19 protein-coding genes and 1 other RNA gene are annotated in these 17,526 nt (G+C 61.2%); 5 read left to right on the top strand and 15 right to left on the bottom strand.

Translation table 11 applies throughout. The features are described from left to right. Positions 1-9: 9 nt before the first annotated feature. From ruvB to ruvC, 7 genes are read right to left on the bottom strand one after another with little or no spacing between them, the layout of a single operon-like run. A complete protein-coding gene (ruvB, locus tag ACU5AZ_RS13565) occupies positions 10-1,050 on the bottom strand; it encodes a Holliday junction branch migration DNA helicase RuvB (RefSeq protein ID WP_446822878.1) in 1,041 nt (346 codons plus the stop codon). Beyond that, positions 1,047-1,442: a PIN domain-containing protein gene (locus ACU5AZ_RS13560; protein WP_446822877.1), complete on the bottom strand. Its 396-nt coding sequence runs from the start codon at positions 1,440-1,442 to the stop codon at positions 1,047-1,049. The genes ruvB and ACU5AZ_RS13560 overlap by 4 nt, the downstream gene beginning before the upstream one ends. Next, positions 1,411-1,701 carry an AbrB/MazE/SpoVT family DNA-binding domain-containing protein gene (locus tag ACU5AZ_RS13555; RefSeq protein ID WP_446822876.1) on the bottom strand — a complete coding sequence of 97 codons (291 nt, stop codon included), beginning with the start codon at positions 1,699-1,701 and terminating at the stop codon, positions 1,411-1,413. The genes ACU5AZ_RS13560 and ACU5AZ_RS13555 overlap by 32 nt, the downstream gene beginning before the upstream one ends. A gap of 54 nt (positions 1,702-1,755) precedes the next feature. Continuing rightward, entirely contained in the window at positions 1,756-2,367 is a 612-nt protein-coding gene (gene ruvA, locus ACU5AZ_RS13550) for a Holliday junction branch migration protein RuvA (RefSeq protein ID WP_446822875.1), read from the bottom strand. A 12-nt stretch (positions 2,368-2,379) separates the two neighbouring features. Further along, the gene (locus ACU5AZ_RS13545; protein ID WP_446822874.1) at positions 2,380-2,799 is read right to left on the bottom strand and encodes a type II toxin-antitoxin system VapC family toxin; all 420 of its coding nucleotides are present in this window, start codon (positions 2,797-2,799) and stop codon (positions 2,380-2,382) included. Next, entirely contained in the window at positions 2,777-3,040 is a 264-nt protein-coding gene (locus ACU5AZ_RS13540) for an AbrB/MazE/SpoVT family DNA-binding domain-containing protein (RefSeq protein ID WP_446822873.1), read from the bottom strand. Before ACU5AZ_RS13540 ends, ACU5AZ_RS13545 begins: the two co-directional genes overlap by 23 nt. Before the next feature lie 55 nt (positions 3,041-3,095). Continuing rightward, entirely contained in the window at positions 3,096-3,608 is a 513-nt protein-coding gene (gene ruvC / locus ACU5AZ_RS13535; RefSeq protein ID WP_446822872.1) for a crossover junction endodeoxyribonuclease RuvC, read from the bottom strand. A gap of 159 nt (positions 3,609-3,767) precedes the next feature. Here ruvC and ACU5AZ_RS13530 point away from each other — a divergent pair, with 159 nt between their 5' ends. Next, a complete protein-coding gene (locus ACU5AZ_RS13530; RefSeq protein WP_446822871.1) occupies positions 3,768-4,769 on the top strand; it encodes an LLM class flavin-dependent oxidoreductase in 1,002 nt (333 codons plus the stop codon). Between the two features lie 81 nt (positions 4,770-4,850). Beyond that, positions 4,851-6,581 (top strand): O-linked N-acetylglucosamine transferase, SPINDLY family protein, encoded by a 1,731-nt coding sequence (locus tag ACU5AZ_RS13525; RefSeq protein WP_446822870.1) that lies wholly within the window; start codon positions 4,851-4,853, stop codon positions 6,579-6,581. Between the two features lie 60 nt (positions 6,582-6,641). On the opposite strand, the gene ACU5AZ_RS13520 is transcribed toward ACU5AZ_RS13525, so the two are convergent. Further along, entirely contained in the window at positions 6,642-7,388 is a 747-nt protein-coding gene (locus ACU5AZ_RS13520; RefSeq protein ID WP_446822869.1) for a YebC/PmpR family DNA-binding transcriptional regulator, read from the bottom strand. A gap of 177 nt (positions 7,389-7,565) precedes the next feature. Between ACU5AZ_RS13520 and ACU5AZ_RS13515 the strand changes: the two genes are divergently transcribed. Continuing rightward, positions 7,566-8,072, top strand: coding sequence for a pyridoxamine 5'-phosphate oxidase family protein (locus tag ACU5AZ_RS13515; protein ID WP_446822868.1), 507 nt, complete (start codon positions 7,566-7,568; stop codon positions 8,070-8,072). Between the two features lie 14 nt (positions 8,073-8,086). Here the strand turns inward: ACU5AZ_RS13515 and ACU5AZ_RS13510 are convergent, their stop codons facing one another. From ACU5AZ_RS13510 to ACU5AZ_RS13495, 4 genes are all read right to left on the bottom strand, one after another. Then, positions 8,087-8,917 carry an MBL fold metallo-hydrolase gene (locus tag ACU5AZ_RS13510; protein ID WP_446822867.1) on the bottom strand — a complete coding sequence of 277 codons (831 nt, stop codon included), beginning with the start codon at positions 8,915-8,917 and terminating at the stop codon, positions 8,087-8,089. Between the two features lie 93 nt (positions 8,918-9,010). Further along, the gene (locus tag ACU5AZ_RS13505; RefSeq protein ID WP_446822866.1) at positions 9,011-9,835 is read right to left on the bottom strand and encodes a TIGR00282 family metallophosphoesterase; all 825 of its coding nucleotides are present in this window, start codon (positions 9,833-9,835) and stop codon (positions 9,011-9,013) included. Positions 9,836-9,846: 11 nt separating this feature from the next. Next, positions 9,847-10,443: a 5-formyltetrahydrofolate cyclo-ligase gene (locus tag ACU5AZ_RS13500; protein ID WP_446822865.1), complete on the bottom strand. Its 597-nt coding sequence runs from the start codon at positions 10,441-10,443 to the stop codon at positions 9,847-9,849. A gap of 112 nt (positions 10,444-10,555) precedes the next feature. Next, positions 10,556-11,401 carry a hypothetical protein gene (locus ACU5AZ_RS13495; protein WP_446822864.1) on the bottom strand — a complete coding sequence of 282 codons (846 nt, stop codon included), beginning with the start codon at positions 11,399-11,401 and terminating at the stop codon, positions 10,556-10,558. Positions 11,402-11,551: 150 nt separating this feature from the next. Between ACU5AZ_RS13495 and ACU5AZ_RS13490 the strand changes: the two genes are divergently transcribed. Next, positions 11,552-12,484 carry an L-lactate dehydrogenase gene (locus tag ACU5AZ_RS13490; protein WP_446822863.1) on the top strand — a complete coding sequence of 311 codons (933 nt, stop codon included), beginning with the start codon at positions 11,552-11,554 and terminating at the stop codon, positions 12,482-12,484. 26 nt (positions 12,485-12,510) lie between these two features. Here ACU5AZ_RS13490 and ssrS read toward each other — a convergent pair. Then, positions 12,511-12,670, bottom strand: a non-coding RNA gene (ssrS, locus tag ACU5AZ_RS13485) — 6S RNA. A gap of 296 nt (positions 12,671-12,966) precedes the next feature. Here ssrS and ACU5AZ_RS13480 point away from each other — a divergent pair. Continuing rightward, complete coding sequence (locus tag ACU5AZ_RS13480) at positions 12,967-14,364, top strand: TadE/TadG family type IV pilus assembly protein (protein WP_446822862.1); 1,398 nt, start codon at positions 12,967-12,969, stop codon at positions 14,362-14,364. An 18-nt stretch (positions 14,365-14,382) separates the two neighbouring features. Here ACU5AZ_RS13480 and ACU5AZ_RS13475 read toward each other — a convergent pair whose 3' ends face one another. Then, the gene (locus ACU5AZ_RS13475) at positions 14,383-16,923 is read right to left on the bottom strand and encodes an HWE histidine kinase domain-containing protein (RefSeq protein WP_446822861.1); all 2,541 of its coding nucleotides are present in this window, start codon (positions 16,921-16,923) and stop codon (positions 14,383-14,385) included. Further along, positions 16,916-17,482: a biliverdin-producing heme oxygenase gene (locus ACU5AZ_RS13470; RefSeq protein ID WP_446822860.1), complete on the bottom strand. Its 567-nt coding sequence runs from the start codon at positions 17,480-17,482 to the stop codon at positions 16,916-16,918. Before ACU5AZ_RS13470 ends, ACU5AZ_RS13475 begins: the two co-directional genes overlap by 8 nt. Positions 17,483-17,526 lie beyond the last annotated feature (44 nt).

The following is a 17,526-nucleotide window of genomic DNA, read 5'->3' as shown; positions in this document are numbered from 1 at the left end:
GGCACTCCGTCACTCATCTTCCGAAAACAGCCGGAACTGGCTGGCTTCCATGTCCTTCGGCGGGTTGAGGCCGAGGTGGCGCCAGGCGTTCGCCGTCAACACACGGCCGCGCGGGGTGCGCTGGATGAAGCCCTGCTGGATCATGTAGGGCTCGATGATGTCCTCGATCGCATCGCGGGGCTCGGAAAGGCCGGCGGCGATCGTCTCGATGCCGACCGGGCCGCCGCCAAAGTTCCGGGCGATCATGGAAAGATAGCGACGGTCGAGCTGGTCGAGGCCGAGATTGTCGACATGCAGGCGATTGAGCGCCTCGTCGGCCACCTTGGCGTTGACGGCCTCGGCGCGGGCGACTTCGGCGAAATCGCGCACCCGACGCAGGAGACGACCGGCGATGCGTGGCGTGCCACGGGCGCGACGCGCAACTTCACGCGCACCGTCATCCGTCATCGGCAGGCCCATCAACCGGGCGCCGCGCCGGACGATCAGTTCCAGCTCTTCGACCGTATAGAAATTGAGCCGCACCGGAATGCCGAAGCGATCCCTCAGCGGCGTCGTCAGAAGGCCAAGACGGGTGGTGGCGGCGACCAGCGTGAACTTCGACAGGTCGATCTTGACCGACCGCGCCGCCGGCCCCTCGCCGATGATGAGGTCGAGCTGGAAATCCTCCATCGCCGGATAGAGAATTTCCTCGACCGCCGGATTGAGCCGGTGGATTTCGTCAATGAAGAGAACGTCCCGCTCTTCGAGATTGGTCAAAAGCGCGGCGAGGTCGCCGGCCTTGGCGATGACGGGACCGGACGTCGATCGGAAATTGACACCGAGTTCCTTCGCCATGATCTGCGCGAGCGTCGTCTTGCCGAGGCCCGGCGGCCCGACGAACAGCACATGGTCCAGCGCCTCGCCCCGGTTCTTCGCCGCCTCGATGAAGATCTTCAGGTTGGCGCGGGCTTCCGCCTGGCCGGTGAATTCATCGAGCGACTGCGGTCGCAGCGTGGCATCGATGTCCTCGCCGCGCTTGTCCGGGGAAATCAGTCGGGCGCTGTCGTTCATGTCAAAAGTTCCATTCCGGGGACATTCTTCGCAGCCTTGCGGTCGAAAGTCACTGTCGAACTGCATCCGGCCTTTTCCGCCAGATGCGCGATGATGTGATCGGAAAAATCGGCCGTTATGGTCCGCTTTTCATCGAATAATAAATCGAGGAAATCCTCGTCTTCGAAGACGAGGCCATCCGCGTCCAACAAGTTCCGGAAGGCCGTCGCTATCTCGGCTTTGCCGTATCCCTTGGTTCCCAAATTCCAGATTACCTCAGCCGTCACGAGAAGCGAAACATAGGCAGGCGACGTTTCGTTGCGCTCGGCAAAAAAAGCCTGCGCGGCTGCGAACTGTCCTGCATCATCCGCCAGAACGAACCTAAGAAGAATGTTTGTGTCTATTCCAATCATCAACAATTCTCTTGTCGTCTTCCGCCAGATAGTCGCCGACGGCCTTATCCGACTCTTCCGAGGATACGGCAGCTTGCCCCGGCCGGTGCAGCATTCCAGCGAGATCGGAAAGCTTCTTGTTCTTCACCTTGAAATAGACCTTATCGCCGTCGACGAAATAGCGAATCCTGTCTCCAGGTTTCAGATTCAACTTCTGCCTGATTTCCGCGGGAATTGTCGTCTGCCCCTTCGACGTCAGCGTGCTGTCAGAAATACCCATGACACATCTCCTTACAAATTAAAGATAGTAAGGAAAATACAATTTCGCAAGGATTCACCGCGCCAGCTCCTTCAGCCCGAGGCGGATCAGCTTGGCGCTGTCGGCCCCCTCGCCGGCCGTCTTCATTGCCGCGGCAACCGCATTGGCGGCCTGGTCGCGCGAATAGCCGAGATTGGTCAACGCCGACACGGCATCGGAAACCGGCGCGGCGGCAACGCCTTCGCCAAGCTCCTGCTTGAAACCGATATTGGTCGCATCGCCGGCGAAGGCGGGTGCCTTGTTCTTCAGTTCGGTCACGATGCGCGTTGCTACCTTCGGTCCGACGCCCGGCGCCCGGGACACGGCGGTACGGTCCTGCAGCGCGATGGCATTGGCAAGCTCGGATGGCGTCAGCGTCGAAAGAATGGCAAGCGCCACACGGGCGCCGACACCCTGAACGCTTTGCAGGATGAGGAACCATTCGCGCTCCAGCGCGGTCATGAAACCGAAGAGCTTGAACTGATCCTCGCGCACATAGGTCTCGATGTAGATGACCACGGCCTCCCCGACATTCAGCTTGGCCAGCGTCCGCGACGAACAGTGGACTTCGTAGCAGACGCCGTGCACATCGACGAGCACAGTGTCCTCGCCGATCTCGTCAACCGTGCCTTTGAGCTTGCCGATCATCTTTTTGCGCCTTCATGGATGGGTTTCGGGGGTGATGAGGTCGAGGTCCGGAAAATAGCTGCGATAGCGGCCGGCATCGCGGGTCAGCAGACTATGCGATCGCTCCGCAGCATGCGCACCGATCAGGAAATCCGGCAGCGTACGCTCGCGAGCTCCGCCACGACGGCGATAGTCCGCATGCGCTCGGCCCGCTCGGTGAGCCGCCGCAAAGGAAAGGGGCTCGCGCACCAAGCCGAGGCGAGAAACAAGCATCAGAAGCTCTTCTTCTCTCGGTGCCATGGCGGCAAGCTCTGCCCAGACGACCGGGCTCAACACGAGACTCGCCTCGCGACGCGCCTTCTTCAGCATACGGATAGACCATTCGGTGAACGCATTTTCCGGCCCGAACACGTCGATGAATATGTTGGAATCAATGAGGATCGACGTCGTCACGGGGACCTCTAAGCCATTCCATGTACTCGTCAGTGGTCATGCCGCCGGTATCAAAGCTGCCGCGCACGCTCTTGAGCCACGCATCGAAACTCTCCTCGGTGTCGTCCTCACGGCCCGACACGACGACAAGTCGTGCGCCTTTTTCGTCGGCGATGAAATCGACTTCCGAGCCCGGCCCGATCTTCAGCCGGTCACGAATATCTTTCGGGATGGTCACCTGACCTTTTTCCGTAATCCGCATAGTAATACCTCTTGGGTATTACTATGCATGCGACTAAGAACAAGTCAAGAACAAATCAGCCGGTAAGAGCGATCCTCGCCATGCGCGAAGCGCCGCGATTATGCGCGTGGCAGATGGCGATGGCGAGCGCGTCGGCGGCGTCGTCGCCCTTGAAGATCGCCTTGGGCATCAGCACCTTGATCATCATGTGGATCTGCTGCTTTTCGCCGTGACCGACGCCGATCACGGCCTTTTTCACCGCATTCGGCGCGTATTCGGCGACCTGCAGCCCCGCCCGTGCCGGCACCAGCATGGCGATGCCGCGCGCCTGACCGAGTTTCAGCGTCGCCACCGCATCCTTGTTGACGAAGGTCTGCTCAACGGCAGCCTCGTCGGGCTGATAGCTGTGAACGATCTCCGCGAGCCCGTCATGCAGCTGGCAGAGACGCGAGGCGAGATCCATCGTGCCGTCGGAGGTCACCGTCCCGGATGCCACGAAGCGTAGCGAGTTGCCGAGCGTCTCGACAACCCCCCAGCCCGTGCGCCTCAAACCCGGATCGATGCCGATGATGCGAATCGCTTTTTCCATGTCCTCACCTTATCTTTGCGCAACCATAGCTGCCAGCAAAATGTGAACAAAACAAAAACATGGGTGCGCCGGTGCAGGTGGGCGGCGGCAGATACTGGCAATAAAGGAACCGGCACCTACATAGAAAATCAGCGTATTCCACTCAGGATTTTCAAAAAGATGATTCCCTTTTCCATTCTCGACCTCGCCCCCGTCGGCGAAGGCAGCAGCGTCGGCGAAGCGCTGGCCAGCACCAGGCGCATGGCAGAGCGCGCCGAGGCGCTCGGCTACCATCGTTTCTGGCTCGCCGAGCACCATGGCATGCGTGGCGTTTCGAGTGCAGCGACCGCTGTCGTCATCGCCCATGTCGGCAATGCCACGAAGACGATCCGCATCGGCTCCGGCGGCATCATGCTGCCCAATCATTCGCCGCTGGTGATCGCCGAACAGTTCGGCACGCTGGAAGCCCTCTTCCCCGGCCGCGTCGATCTCGGCCTCGGGCGCGCACCCGGCACCGACATGCGCACCGCCCGCGCGCTCCGTCGCGACCTCGAAACCACCTCGCAGAACTTTCCGAACGATATCCAGGAATTGCAGATCCTGCTTGGCGACAAGCTCGACAATCAAGCGGTGATCGCCGTGCCGGGCATGGGCTCGCACGTGCCGCTGTGGCTGCTCGGCTCCAGCATCTATTCAGCCCACCTCGCCGCCGCCCTCGGCCTGCCCTATGCCTTCGCCTCTCATTTCGCTCCCGACATGCTGCTGGATGCCATCGAACTCTACCGCGCCCGCTTCCAACCCTCGGCGCAGCTGGACAAGCCGTATGTGATGGCCGGCCTGATGGGTGTCGGCGCAGAAACGGATGAAGAGGCGGAATACCTCTTCACGTCCTCGAAGCGCCAGTTCGTCAATCTGCGCCGCGGCACGCCCGGCGCCTTTCCGCCGCCGGTCGAGGATATGACGCCCTACTGGAACGAGATGGAAAAGGCCGGCGTCGAACACACGCTCAGATATGCGGCGGTCGGCTCCGTCGAGACCGTGCGCGAGACGCTCGCCCGCTTCATCGATCAGACGAAAGCGGATGAACTGATCGTCTCCATGCCGATCCACAACCCGGAGAAGCGTCTCCGCTCGCTCGAAGTCTTCGCCGAGGCACGTCAGGAAATGGCAAAAGCCGCCTGAGGCGAGCGCATATACGGCAAGGCTCGCACAACCTGACGATGAAACGGTGCCGCATGGCACCCTCATCGTCAGGCTCCCCCGATGCCGTCACCATTGCAGTCTATCTATGCCCATTACGCCGCGCAGGATTTTCGCGCCGCGCTCGATGTTTATGACAATCTCGAAGCAGAACCGGACCCAGCCGACGAACGATTGATGGCGACGGTCGCGCAATGCCACTTCAAGACCGGCGACAAGCATCAGGCCGCCCGGTTTTTCCTGCGCGCCGCCCGGGCCGGCTCACCGCCGAAATTGCAGTTCGCCTCGCTTGCCTTTGAACTCTCGCGCATGCAGGAGGATAACTGGACGGCGCTCAAGGCCGCCGAAGTCATTCTGCAGATCGTACCGGACCACGCCACAGCCGCCCAGTTCCGGCGGCACCAAATGCTCGGCTTCCTGGAACTCGATGAACTGAAGGTCGCCAACGATGCGGCTCTTGCCGGCATACAGGCCGGGAACAAACTGGCTCTGTCCTGTGAACTGCCGCATAACCACATCATGTGGATGGGCGACGAACGGCTGAACGCAAAGATCGCCGACAGCCGCTTTCCAGTCTACTCGGAGCACGATCGTCACCAACGCCGCAACATGCCTCACATGTTCGGCGACAGGATCAGGATCGGCTATCTGTCCGGCGATGTTTCCAGCGCCCATGCGACGATGATCCTGATGCGCGGCGTTCTCGAACGGCACGACCGCGAGAAATTCGACATCACGATCTATTGCAACACGCCGGAGGAGCTTATTGGCCGCGACGACGGTTTGCGAAAGCATATCGGCACGATCGTCGACATCAGGACAATGTCGGATGCAGAAGCGACCGCCCGCATGCGGGCAGACGGAATCGATATCCTTGTCGACCTCAAGGGGCATACACGCGACGCCCGCATCGGCGTCGTCAATGCCGGACCGGCACCCATCCAGGTCGCCTGGCTTGGCTTTCCCGGCAGTGCGGTGGGCATCGACTGCGACTATGTGATCGGCGACCGCATCGTCACCCCCGACGAAAGCCGCCCCTTCTATCACGAGAAGATCTGCCGCCTGCCGGACTGTTACCAACCGAACGACGACCACCATCGGCCGCTGCCGCCGCCAGCCCTGCGCGCCGGTCTCGGCCTTCCCGAAGACAAGTTCGTTTTTGCCTCATTCAACAATATCCGGAAGATTTCCCCCGAAGTGGCCTCCGCCTGGGCGCGCATCCTGACCGCCGCCGGCGACAGCGTGCTGTGGATGATGTGCAACGACGAACATGCGCAGGCGCATTTCCTGACCTGGATGAAGCGGCGAGGCATTGAGGAGAACCGGATCATCTTCGCCAAGTCGATCGGGTGCGAGGCCCATGCTGCCCGCCTTCCCGCAGCCGACCTCTGCCTCGACACCTTCCCCTGCAACGGCCACACCACGACCTCCGACTGCCTCTGGTCCGGCCTGCCGGTACTGACCGTCAGAGGCAGCAATTTCGCCTCGCGCGTATCGGAAAGCTTGCTGCGCACCATCGGCCTGCCCGAACTCGTGGCCGCGACGGTCGACGACTATGTCGCCAAAGCCGTATCCCTTTCACGCAACCGTGGCGAACTGGATGGACTGCGGACGCGGCTCATCGGCAACCGCGCGACGACACCTCTGTTCGACACCGAACGCTTCACCCGTCATCTCGAGCGTGCCTATGAAATGATGGTGGAAAGAGCGAAAGCCGACCTGCCGCCGGACCATTTCGACGTGCCGGCGCTGGACGCGACGGCCGCCGCGGAACGCTCCTTGACGACGGCCTGAAAACAAAAAACCCGGCAGCCAAAGCTGCCGGGTCTTTGAAATGTAGACGATTCCGAAAGCTCAGGCCGAAAGCTTGGCCATCACTTCATCGGAAATCTCGAAGTTGGAATAGACGTTCTGCACGTCGTCGTCGTCTTCGAGATTGTCGATGAGCTTCATCAGCGACTGGGCCTTTTCCTCGTCCACCGGAATGGTGTTCTGCGGCTTCCAGACGGCCTTGACGGATTCCGCTTCGCCGAGAACGCTTTCCAGCGCCTTGGAGACTTCGCCGATATCTTCAAAGGCGCAGTAGATCGTGTGGCCGTCTTCGCTGGATTCAACGTCGTCGGCGCCGGCTTCGATCGCCGCTTCCATCACAGTATCCTCGTCGCCGACCTCAAGCTTGTAGACGATCTCGCCAACACGGTCGAAGGAGAAGGACACCGAGCCGGTTTCACCCAGTGCGCCGCCCGCCTTGGTAAAGGTCGAGCGGACGTTGGAGGCCGTGCGGTTGCGGTTGTCGGTCAGCGCCTCGACGATAACGGCGACGCCACCCGGGCCATAACCCTCGTAGCGGACTTCATCATAGTTTTCGCCATCGGCGCCGGATGCCTTCTTGATGGCGCGCTCGATGTTGTCCTTCGGCATGGACTGGGCCTTGGCGTTCTGGATCGCCAGGCGAAGACGCGCATTCATCGCCGGATCGGGCATGCCGGTCTTGGCCGCAACCGTGATTTCACGTGCGAGCTTGGAGAACAGCTTCGATCGCACGGCGTCCTGACGGCCCTTGCGGTGCATGATGTTTTTGAACTGTGAATGGCCAGCCATGGCACCCCTGCATTGTCTCTTTGTATTGGAATGCGGGCCTTATATGCGCGCTGGCACCGCCATTCAAGACCCCGGCCGCAATTCCGCAACGCACCATGAAGCGCCGGAGGCAGCGGAACATTTCGCCGACGCCTCCGTTTTCCAACCAGAGCAACACAAACGGAAATGGAGCCCGTCATGGTCAGCCTCAGCGCCACCCGCGAACATCCGAAATCGCAGCTTTGGGATGAAATCAACCGCATTCATGCCGGCATGCTCGGCATCCACGGCTCGCCCCACTCGATGCAGCCGATGGCCCCGCAGGTCGATGAGAAAGGCGAAACCATCTGGTTCTTCGCCAAGATGGGCACGGACATCGTCAGCGACATCCAGCCGAATGCGACTGCAACCTTTTGCGTCGTCGGCAAGGATCACGACTACCATGCCTGCCTGAGTGGACCTGTGGCCATCCGTCGCGATCCGCAGATCATTGAGCGCTACTGGAGCTCCATGGTGGAAGCCTGGTATGAAGGCGGAAAGGACGATCCGGAGCTGACCCTGATCGAGTTCCGTCCGCAAAGCGCAGAAATCTGGGCGTCTACCGGCAACGTCGTCAAGCTGGGTTGGGAAATCGCCAAGGCAAACCTCAAGGATGAGGAAACGCCCGACGTCGGCCTGCGCCAGCACGTGGACTTCGCCGCCTGACGAACGCTTCGGCGCTACATGCCGCGAAGCACGAGGATCATAGGCTTTTTCGGCAAGGTTCGCATCGACACACGAATGCTGTTGCTGTTCGATGCCATCTTGTCGAAGCCTGGGCCGAACATCGTCAGAAAGCTGGCGACAGGCGGTCCGGTGCGATGCATCGGCAAGATCAACGACGACCTGAGCCGGGTGATAACCCGGCTCATGCTGTCTCTGCCCATGGTCAAGCCGCCATCGACGGGTACCATCACCACGTCGAGCCGGCCGATCTGGCTGTAGTGACTTTCCGTCAGCTCGTAATGCAGATGGCCGAGATGGCCGATGCACAGACCCGCGACCTCGAAGATGAAGATCGAGTTGCCGTTCGGTTCGGCTCCGCCGCCATAAAAGCTGCGGATGTCGGTCGGAACGTTCCGGATATACGCGTCCCCCGCAACCATGCTGATATCGGCAGCCTCACCCGGCGTATCTGACCAGCCATGCAGGACATGCGGGATCGCCGGATCGGGCAGCAGCGTGTAATGGCTCGAATGCGCCTTGTTCATGGTCACCACGTCCGGCACCAGAGGCGAACGGAGCGAGCCGCTCCAGTCGGTCGCGATCCGCGTCCCGTCCGGTGTCTCGATAAGGAACGTCGAATGTCCGAGGAAGGTGATCGTCACGTCCTCTTTCAACGCGGTTTTCAACACGGGCAGAGATGAGGAATCGAAACGCGCATACTGCACATCGGGCAGTGTGCCGGCGATCATCTGGCACTGGCTGACGGGCGGGCGGTCCTGCGCCTCCGTCGCCAAGGCGACGAAGACCAGAAGCATGCCGACGATGAATGACGGACGTCTCAGCATTCCCGGCTACCAGCGATGTTGAGCACTCATCGCATGATGCGGGAATGCGCGCCGTCCGTCCAGTCGGCTCACGCATTCGTGACTGGGAGGCTGTCAACTCCAGAATGCCGGCAGCGTTTCTTCCAGCCGCGCGCCAAGGCGAAGCGGCGCGATCTTTTCGGCGAGGCCGGTGCGGTCGGAGATTTCGACGCCGACGCCGCAGATGGTGGCCGGACCGGACGCCGCCTCGAAGCGGCCCTTCGGCATCTTCGAGATAAAACGGTTGAGCGGTTCTTCCTTGTCCATGCCGAGCGAGGAATCATAGTCGCCGCACATGCCGGCATCCGACATGTAGGCCGTGCCGCCGTTCAGGATCTGGTGGTCGGCGGTCGGAACATGCGTATGGGTGCCGACCACGAAGGAGGCGCGGCCGTCGACGAAATGCCCGAAGCACTGCTTTTCACTGGTCGCTTCCGCATGAAAGTCGAAGACAATGGCATCGGCCTGCTCGCCGAGCGGGCATGCGGCGAGGATCGCCTCGGCGGAATGGAACGGATCGTCGAGTTCCGGATGCATGAACACCCGGCCCATGATGTTGGCGACGAGCACGCGCGCGCCGTTTCGGGCATAGAACAGCCCGGAACCGCGGCCCGGCGTTCCCGCGGGATAGTTGGCGGGGCGCAGGAACTGATCGTGCTGGCCGGCGAATGTCACGGCCTCGCGCTGGTCCCAGACATGGTTGCCGGTCGTCACCACGTCGGCGCCCGCATTGATGGTCTCGAGAAAGATGTCCTCGGTGATGCCGAAGCCGCCGGCGGCATTCTCGCCGTTGACGATCACGAAATCGAGCTTCAGATCGCTCACCAGGCCGGGAAGCCTGTCCCATACCGCCTTGCGGCCCGTCTTGCCGACCATGTCACCGAGAAAAAGAAGACGCATTCCCTATCCAATCACCCGAAACTGCGGAAGCCGCTCTCCGTCAAAACGCCGTCAAGGCGGACGTCATGCGGCTCAAAAGGCACCTTTGCCACTTCCTGCAGGTCGAAGGCAATGCCGAAAAGCTTCGGTTTCCGGCCTTTTTGGTGGAGTTTGTCAATCGCCCGGTCATAATAGCCCCCGCCATAGCCGACCCGGTGGCCTTCGCGATCGAAGGCTGCGAGCGGCACCAGCATGATATCGGGATCGACGACCGCCGCGTCCTCACCCGGCCCCATCGTCCCGAAACCCGTCTCGACCAGCGGCACGCCGTGCCTGAATTCGCGGAATTCGATCGTCTCCTTGTCCATGACCACCGGCAGGCAGAGCCTTGCTCCGCGATCTGCAAGATCGGCCATCAGCGGACGGATGTCGGCTTCCGAGCGGATCGGAAAGAAGCCGGAGACGATGGCGCCCTTTTCGACCACAATGGCCGCAATCCCGTGTCGGGCCATGGCGGCTGCCTTCGTCTGCCGTTCATCTGGCGTCAGCGCCGCACGCGCCGCAAGCCGCTCCTTGCGCAGGATGGACTTCAACTCGCTGTGCGAAAAGTCGGCAGATCCTTGTGACATTCAGGCTTCCCATGGACAGAAAAACGGCAGCAGGTCAGGCGACCATGCTGCCGTTCTTCATGGAGCGGAATGACGGCGGAACGCAAGACCCAACCCGCCGCCTGTCTCCGTATCAGGGCAGGATGCTGGTGCTGGACCAGGCCGGACCGTTGCGGTCCTCGTCCTTCAGGCTGGAGGAGCCGAAGCTGTAGCGCAGTCCGCCAAAGAAGGTGTGGCTGTGGTCGTCGCTCAGGTCCGCGAGGGAGGAGGTCGGGTGATAGTTGTCGAAGCGATAGCCCGCAAACAGCGTCAGAGGCATGCTATCCATGCGGTAGTTGATCGCCGTCTTGATCGTCTCGATGTCCATGTCCGACTGGATGCCGTCGATATGGTGATACATGCCTTCGAGATCGAAGCGCAGGTTGTCGGTCAGGAAATAGCGCGCGCCGATGCCACCGAAATAGTGGTCGGCGTCACCGATTTCGTAGTCCTGACTGCCGTAGCCGGCAAGTCCGTAGAAGGTCGTGTTGCCCATGTAGGCTGCAGCCTCGAGACCGCCGGAAACTTCCTTGGTGTAGTTGCCGACGCCGGCAATGCCGAGATCGCTGAAAACGCCGGTGGCGATGCGGTCGTACTTGACGAACCCGCCGATGGCATAGGACTCGGCCGGCCGGTAATAGAGATGGGCGGCCGCGCTGTAGGGCGTGTAGTAGTGATCTTCGATGTGGCTGCGCTGAACGCCGCCGTCAACCTGCAGGTTGACCCCGTTGCCCGCGTCGTAGTTGAGCGCACCACGCAGCGACCAGGCCTTCTCGTCGATGTCGAATTCCTTGGAGCGGCCGATCGCGCCACTGCTCTCCACATAGCCGCTGAAGCCGGAAGAACCCGAAGCGGAGGACTGGAGATCAGCGGCAAGAAGCCCGCCCGGCAGAGGCAGAACAGTGATGGAGGCAAGAAGAACGACTTTGTGGAAACGCATGACACCCTCGCGTGCGGTATGCGTAAATCTGTAACAACTCGTGGTTAATCGTTCCTTACACGGCCCCGAGATTTGTGCCGAAAGAGGAGCTTGCCTTCCGCCGGCATCTTTGTGAGGCTTGGCCAAAGACCCAAGCGGGAAGGACACGCAATGAAAGTCGGAATCGTCGGCGCCGGCATGGTTGGCAGTTCTGCTGCCTATGCGCTGGCACTCCTGGGCCTCGCCAACGACGTGGTACTGGTCGACCTCAACGCAGACCTTGCGCGCGCCCAGGCCGAAGACATCTCGCATGCCGTGCCTTTCGTTTCCGCCTGCCGCGTGACCAGCGGGGACTATGCGGCTCTGAACGGCGCGGACATCGTCATCATCGCCGCCGGTGTCAGCCAGCGGCCGGGTGAAACGCGGATCGCGCTCCTCAGCCGCAATGCCGAGGTTTTCCGCAGCGTCATTGCCGAGACCTCGCGCGCCGCCCCGAACGCCATCCTTCTGATCGCTTCGAACCCCGTTGACATCATGACCGAGATATCCACCCGCCTCTCCGACCTGCCCCGCAGCCGGGTGATCGGCTCCGGCACCATTCTCGACACGGCCCGCTTCCGCAGCCTGCTTGCAAGGCAGCTCGGCGTCTCGCCCCAGTCGGTGCACGCCTATGTGCTCGGCGAGCATGGCGACAGCGAGGTGTTGGCCTGGTCGAGCGCAAGGGTCGGATCGGTGCCGGTCGAAACGCTCGCCCAGCAACTCGGGCAGCCGCTCGATGCGGCAGCAAGAGCAGCGATCGACAGCGGCGTGCGCAATGCCGCCTACACGATCATCAACGGAAAGGGCGCGACCTATTACGGCATCGGCGCCGGGCTGGCGCGCATCGTGCGGGCAATATCGAAGGACGAGCGCGACCTGCTGTCGGTCTCGGCCTCGACGCCGGATATCCTCGGCGTCAAGGACGTCGCACTGTCGATCCCGCGCATCGTCGGAGCCGACGGCATCATCGACGACGTCATACCGGATCTCAATGAGGCCGAACGCAATGCGCTGCGTGACAGCGCGACGCTGCTCAAGACCCTGGCGGACGCCATACCGGTCTGAAGACATTGCATCGAAGTAGGAGAAAGGTGCGATCCACGACAACCGATGGAAACGTCGATCCTGGGCGCCTACTGAAGTAGGTGGGCGCCGTATAGCCAAGCCCACGGGCCTGGTTAGGGACAGCTCCCTTAGGATCGGGTATGGCCCCGAGGATTCATTTGTTCCTGTCGGGAAGCGCAGACCGCACACGCAGATATAGTGGAGTTCGCAGTGTTCCGCCAGTGGCGGCACTCACGATATTACGGCTTTGCAAGACGGGCAGCGCGAGCGGATGTCCGCGTAGAAGCGCATCGGCGAGATGCCGATTGCGCACCGCAATGTGGCGTTCCAGTTCGCGCCGGAAAGAACAACGATATACCCCATTATTTAAGGACGGATGTGAAACGGAATTTTAACAATATTGGGAGCCGCACCTTGGCCCTTTACCGATAATTAGCGATGGATCGCCATAGAATTTCTCCAGCCAATGCGTGGAGAGTTCCGTGAAGTCAGCACCGTTTTCTGCCGTTCTTTCAGCGTTTTCACGGCGAATTCGCAAACCTTCCGGCCTCATTGGGAAATTCATCCATGCCCGTGACGGCAATTTTTCCATTCTCTTCATCCTGACCTTCGTGCCGCTGGCAATCGCCGTCGGCACCGGCATCGATTTTTCCCGGGCATTGAACGCCCGTACGGAAATGCAGGCCGACCTTGATGCCGCGATCCTCTCGGCGACAAAGGATATCGGCAAGGACACCAGCGCAAACCTGAAGACCAAAGCCGAGAAGACCATGAAGGCCATGGCGCTTCAGCGTGGCAGCTATACGTTGAACGAACTGGACATTACCGTCGATACGACCAGCAAGTCGATCAGCGGCACCGCCAGCAGCAATGTACCGACAACCCTCATGCGCCTTGCCGGCATCGACGAAGTGCCGGTACGGATCGCTTCCGCGGCAGCGGGCGGCAAGGATATTTATTACGAGCTGCACCTCGTCCTCGACAAGTCCGCCTCCATGTTGCTGGCCGCCACGACCTACGACCAGAGCATCATGCAGAAGCTCAGCCTGAACTGCGTCTTCGCCTGCCACGACACCGCCTACGGAGAGAAATACCAGGGCGTCTACTACAGTTCCTATTACGACTATGCCCGGGCGAAGAAGGTGGTCCTCCGGGCTGACGTCCAGGCAGACGCGGTCACCACGCTGATGGACACGATCGACAGCGCCGATCCGTCGCACAACCGCATCAAGGTGGCGCTCTATACGCTCGGAACGAACTCCAGCGCGTCGCAGGTGCTAAAAAGCAATTACAAGGTTTCAAACGGCATCCGGCAGGTGATCGCACCGACATACAGCACCAAGGACATCCGCACCCAGATGGTCAGCAACACCGAACTGACCTCCGCGACATCCTACATCACCACCGATTTCAGGGCGCTGACAACGCTCAACAACTATATATCCAAGGCAGGCGACGGATCGTCTCCCTCCACCCCACTGAAGATCGTCGTGATGATCACGGATGGGGCGCAATCGTCTGCGGACTGGGTGTTTTCCGGCCAGCCCTATATCACGCCGATCAACAGCACCTGGTGTGATACGATGAAAAAGCAGGGAGCAACCTTCTCCGTGCTCTACACGACCTATCTGCCCTGGACCAACCGATCCGAATACAACAACACCATCGGCAACACGATGGCGAGTTCCAACTACAAGTCGATATGGGGCGGCACGATGCCTTCGACCAAGGTGACCCGTCACGACTACCTCACCACCGCGCTGACAGCCTGTGCGAGCAGCGCCGACTATTTCATGTCGGCTGCCTCTCCGGATGAAATCAAGGCCGGGCTGACCGAGCTTGTCGGCAAGACGCTGGGCTCCCTGCGGCTGACGCAATAGGCCAAAGGGTGCAGTGACCTACCTCAACAGCGCCAGGACGGTATCCCTGTCATAGGGTTTGCTGATCATCGGAATACCGGCAAACTCTTCCGGAAAGGCTGCCGTATCGCCGTAGCCGGAGGCAAACGCGAAGGGGATGCCCTTCGCCTTCAGCATCCGGGCCACTTCGAAACTGGTTTCCGTTCCCAGATTGACGTCGAGAAGGGCAAAATCGATCGGCACGGTCCGCTGGCTGAGCTCTTCGACCGCAAGCCCGACACTGGAGACGACCACGGTGTCGCGGCTTCCGAGCGTGCGGAAGATATCCTCCGCCTCCATGGCGATGATGAGGTTGTCCTCGACGATCAGAACGGACTGGGGCACGGCGACGGCGGTAACCGCGCCGCCCTTGCCGCTCTCGGCGGGATCCTCGGCAACCGGTGTCTCACCGGCGACGATGTGCTGCGCGGGCAACAGGAATGAGGCCGTAACCCCTTCGAGATTGTAGGAAATGCCAGCCTTTCCGCCGAGTTCAAACGGGATCGTCCGCTCAATGATCGCCGAGCCGAAGCCACGACGTTCCGGAGCCTTCACCGGCGGGCCGCCGATCTCCCGCCACAGGATGTCGAGATCACCCAGCTCGTTGTGCGACAGCGTGATCGTCACGCGCCCGCGCTGGTCCGACAGCGCGCCATGCTTGGCGGAATTGGTGATCATCTCGTGGATGACCAGCGCCACGGACGAGAAGGCCTGGGGCGACAGAAGCAGTTCGGGGCCCTCGATGGAGATCCGTCCGCGCTTATCGAGCAGGTAACTCTCGGCCTCGACCCGAACCAGCTGCGAGAAGGGGGCCGGCGACCAGTTCTGGCGGGTGATCTGGTCATGGGCGCGGGCAAGCGCCTGCACCCGGCTGTCGAGCTTCTTGACGAAGTCGGCCGTCGTATCCTCGCCGGCGCTTGACTGGGAAATCAGGCCGCGCACCAGGCCAAGAATATTGCGGACGCGGTGATTGAGTTCGGCAATCAGCAGCTCCTGCTTCTCATTCGCGAGCTTCCGCTCGCGCCCCGCCTCGTCGGTGAGCCGCAGGACCACTTCCAGAAGCATCACCCGCAACTGCGACGCCGCACGAATCTCGGCAGATGTCCACGGCGCACTCTGGCCATGGACCGATGTCTGCCATGCGGCAAAGCTCTTGCGCGGCGAAATGCGTGCGCCATCCGCGCCGATTTCCGCCGGCTTGTCCGGATTGCCCGCCCAGACGACCTGCTGCACAAGTTCTCCACGGAAGAACAGGATATAGTCGTGCGGTGACCTGGAGATCGGCACCGACAAGATGCCTGCGGCAACTCCCGCAATGGCGCGCGCCTCCGGCATCAGCGACGAGAGCTCGTGCGTTGCAAGAACTTCGTTGTCCTTTCGCGTGTTCAGGAAGGTCTGAAGCCGGAACACGTCTTCGCGATCCGGCGCCGCGCCGCCGGTCAGAGCCACGCCTTCCTGGATTACCGCATAGCCGTCTGCCTTCAGGAGCTGGGCGAAGGATTCCGCCGAAAGCTTGAGAAGCTCCGGTGCCGAAACGCCCGTGGACATGGTCTTGGAAATCTGCGCCGTCAGTTCCGTCACCCGCGCATCGTTGACACGCTCTTCCGCGGTCAGCCGCGTCTGGATGATCAGCGAGAGCATCTGGCCGAACAGCAGGACTGCGCTTCTCTGGCGCATGGTCGGCGTATGCGGCCGCTCGTGGTGGCAGGCGATCAGTCCCCATAGCTCGCCGTTGACGATCACCGAGATCGACATGGACGCACCGACATCCATGTTTTTCAGGTATTCGATATGGATCGGCGAAACGGACCTCAGCCGGCTTCCCGACAGATCGATCGGCCCGGAGCCCGCGGCAATCGGCGCCGCCAGGATCGGCGCACCCGCGTCGTTGACGTCTGCGATCAGCCGGATCGGGTTTTCGACATAGAGAGCCCGTGCCTGCTTGGGAATGTCGGTCGCCGGATAGCGCAGGTTGAGAAACGTTCCCATGTCGTAACGGCGTGCTTCGGCCATGACTTCGCCGCTGCCGTCATCAAGGAACTTGTAGAGCATGACACGGTCGAACCCGGTCATCATCTTGACGAAACGGACGGCCTGCGAGCAGGCGGCATGCAGACTCGGCACCTCGGCAAGCTGGTCGATCGCATTGCGGACGTTGGCCACGTCGAGAGCGACGCCTTCCAGCGCTCCCGCCTTCTCGAATTCGAGGATCACGCGGCCTTCACCGATATGCAACGAGACGTCAAAGCGTTCCTCGACACCTTCGAGCGCCACGTTATAGACCACTTCCACGCCTTTCTTCGGACGCAGGAACTGCAGCCGGTTGCGGATCGCGTGGATGGTTTCCGCCGACAGAAGCTGCGTGGCGGGCTGCTCCATCAGCGACTGCGCATCCATCGGCAGGAAGTCGCGCACATTCTCCGAGACATGCGAGATCGTCCAGTCGGGCAGCAGCGCGACCAGAAAGCCGAAGGACTGGACCCTGCCAAGCAGGTGAATGGGTTCGGCGTCACAATTCGCCAGATCGATGTGCTCAGACATGCACACTCTCCTCTAGGCCAGCTTCGACACGCGCGGCCGACAGGTACGATCCGAACACCAGGCTGGCGGCAGATACCGCCTGGCCCGCAGCTGCGTCGGATTGGTCCCGTGCCGAAAGCCACGCCATGAACGACTTCCACAGCCCCCTTCCCTCGCCATGACGAAGGAACGATTGCGGCAGGAGAGATCCGCCTGCCTTGTCCTGCTGCGCACGGATATGGGCCGCGCCGAGACGCGATCCTTCAAGCACGTAGCAAACACCCTCGACTGACAGGTCGCGGTTCAGGTATGGCAAGGCTTCTTCCCTTGGCGCATCCAGCCCCATCTCCTGCAGATCAGATTTCAACGCCGCCAGGCGCCCGCGCTCCTGGTGAAACGGCAATGTACGGAAAACGTCCTGACCGGAGAGCCAGTACTCCAGCGCCGGCAGCAGACGCGCATGCATCATGAGGAAGCGTCCATACCCCTCACGGCTCGCCAGATCTGCGCGAGAAACGACACAGTCCAGACGCCCATGGAGACCCGCGGTCTCGGCTCTCAAAGCTTCGATGAGGAGCATCCAGAAAAGTCTCCAGTTCAAAATTATGCAACGGTTTGCGATGG

The sequence above is a fragment of the Rhizobium sp. PAMB 3182 genome, from assembly GCF_052908355.1.
The sequence above is the reverse complement of the archived record's forward strand: the minus strand, read 5'-3'. Positions and strand labels throughout refer to the sequence as shown.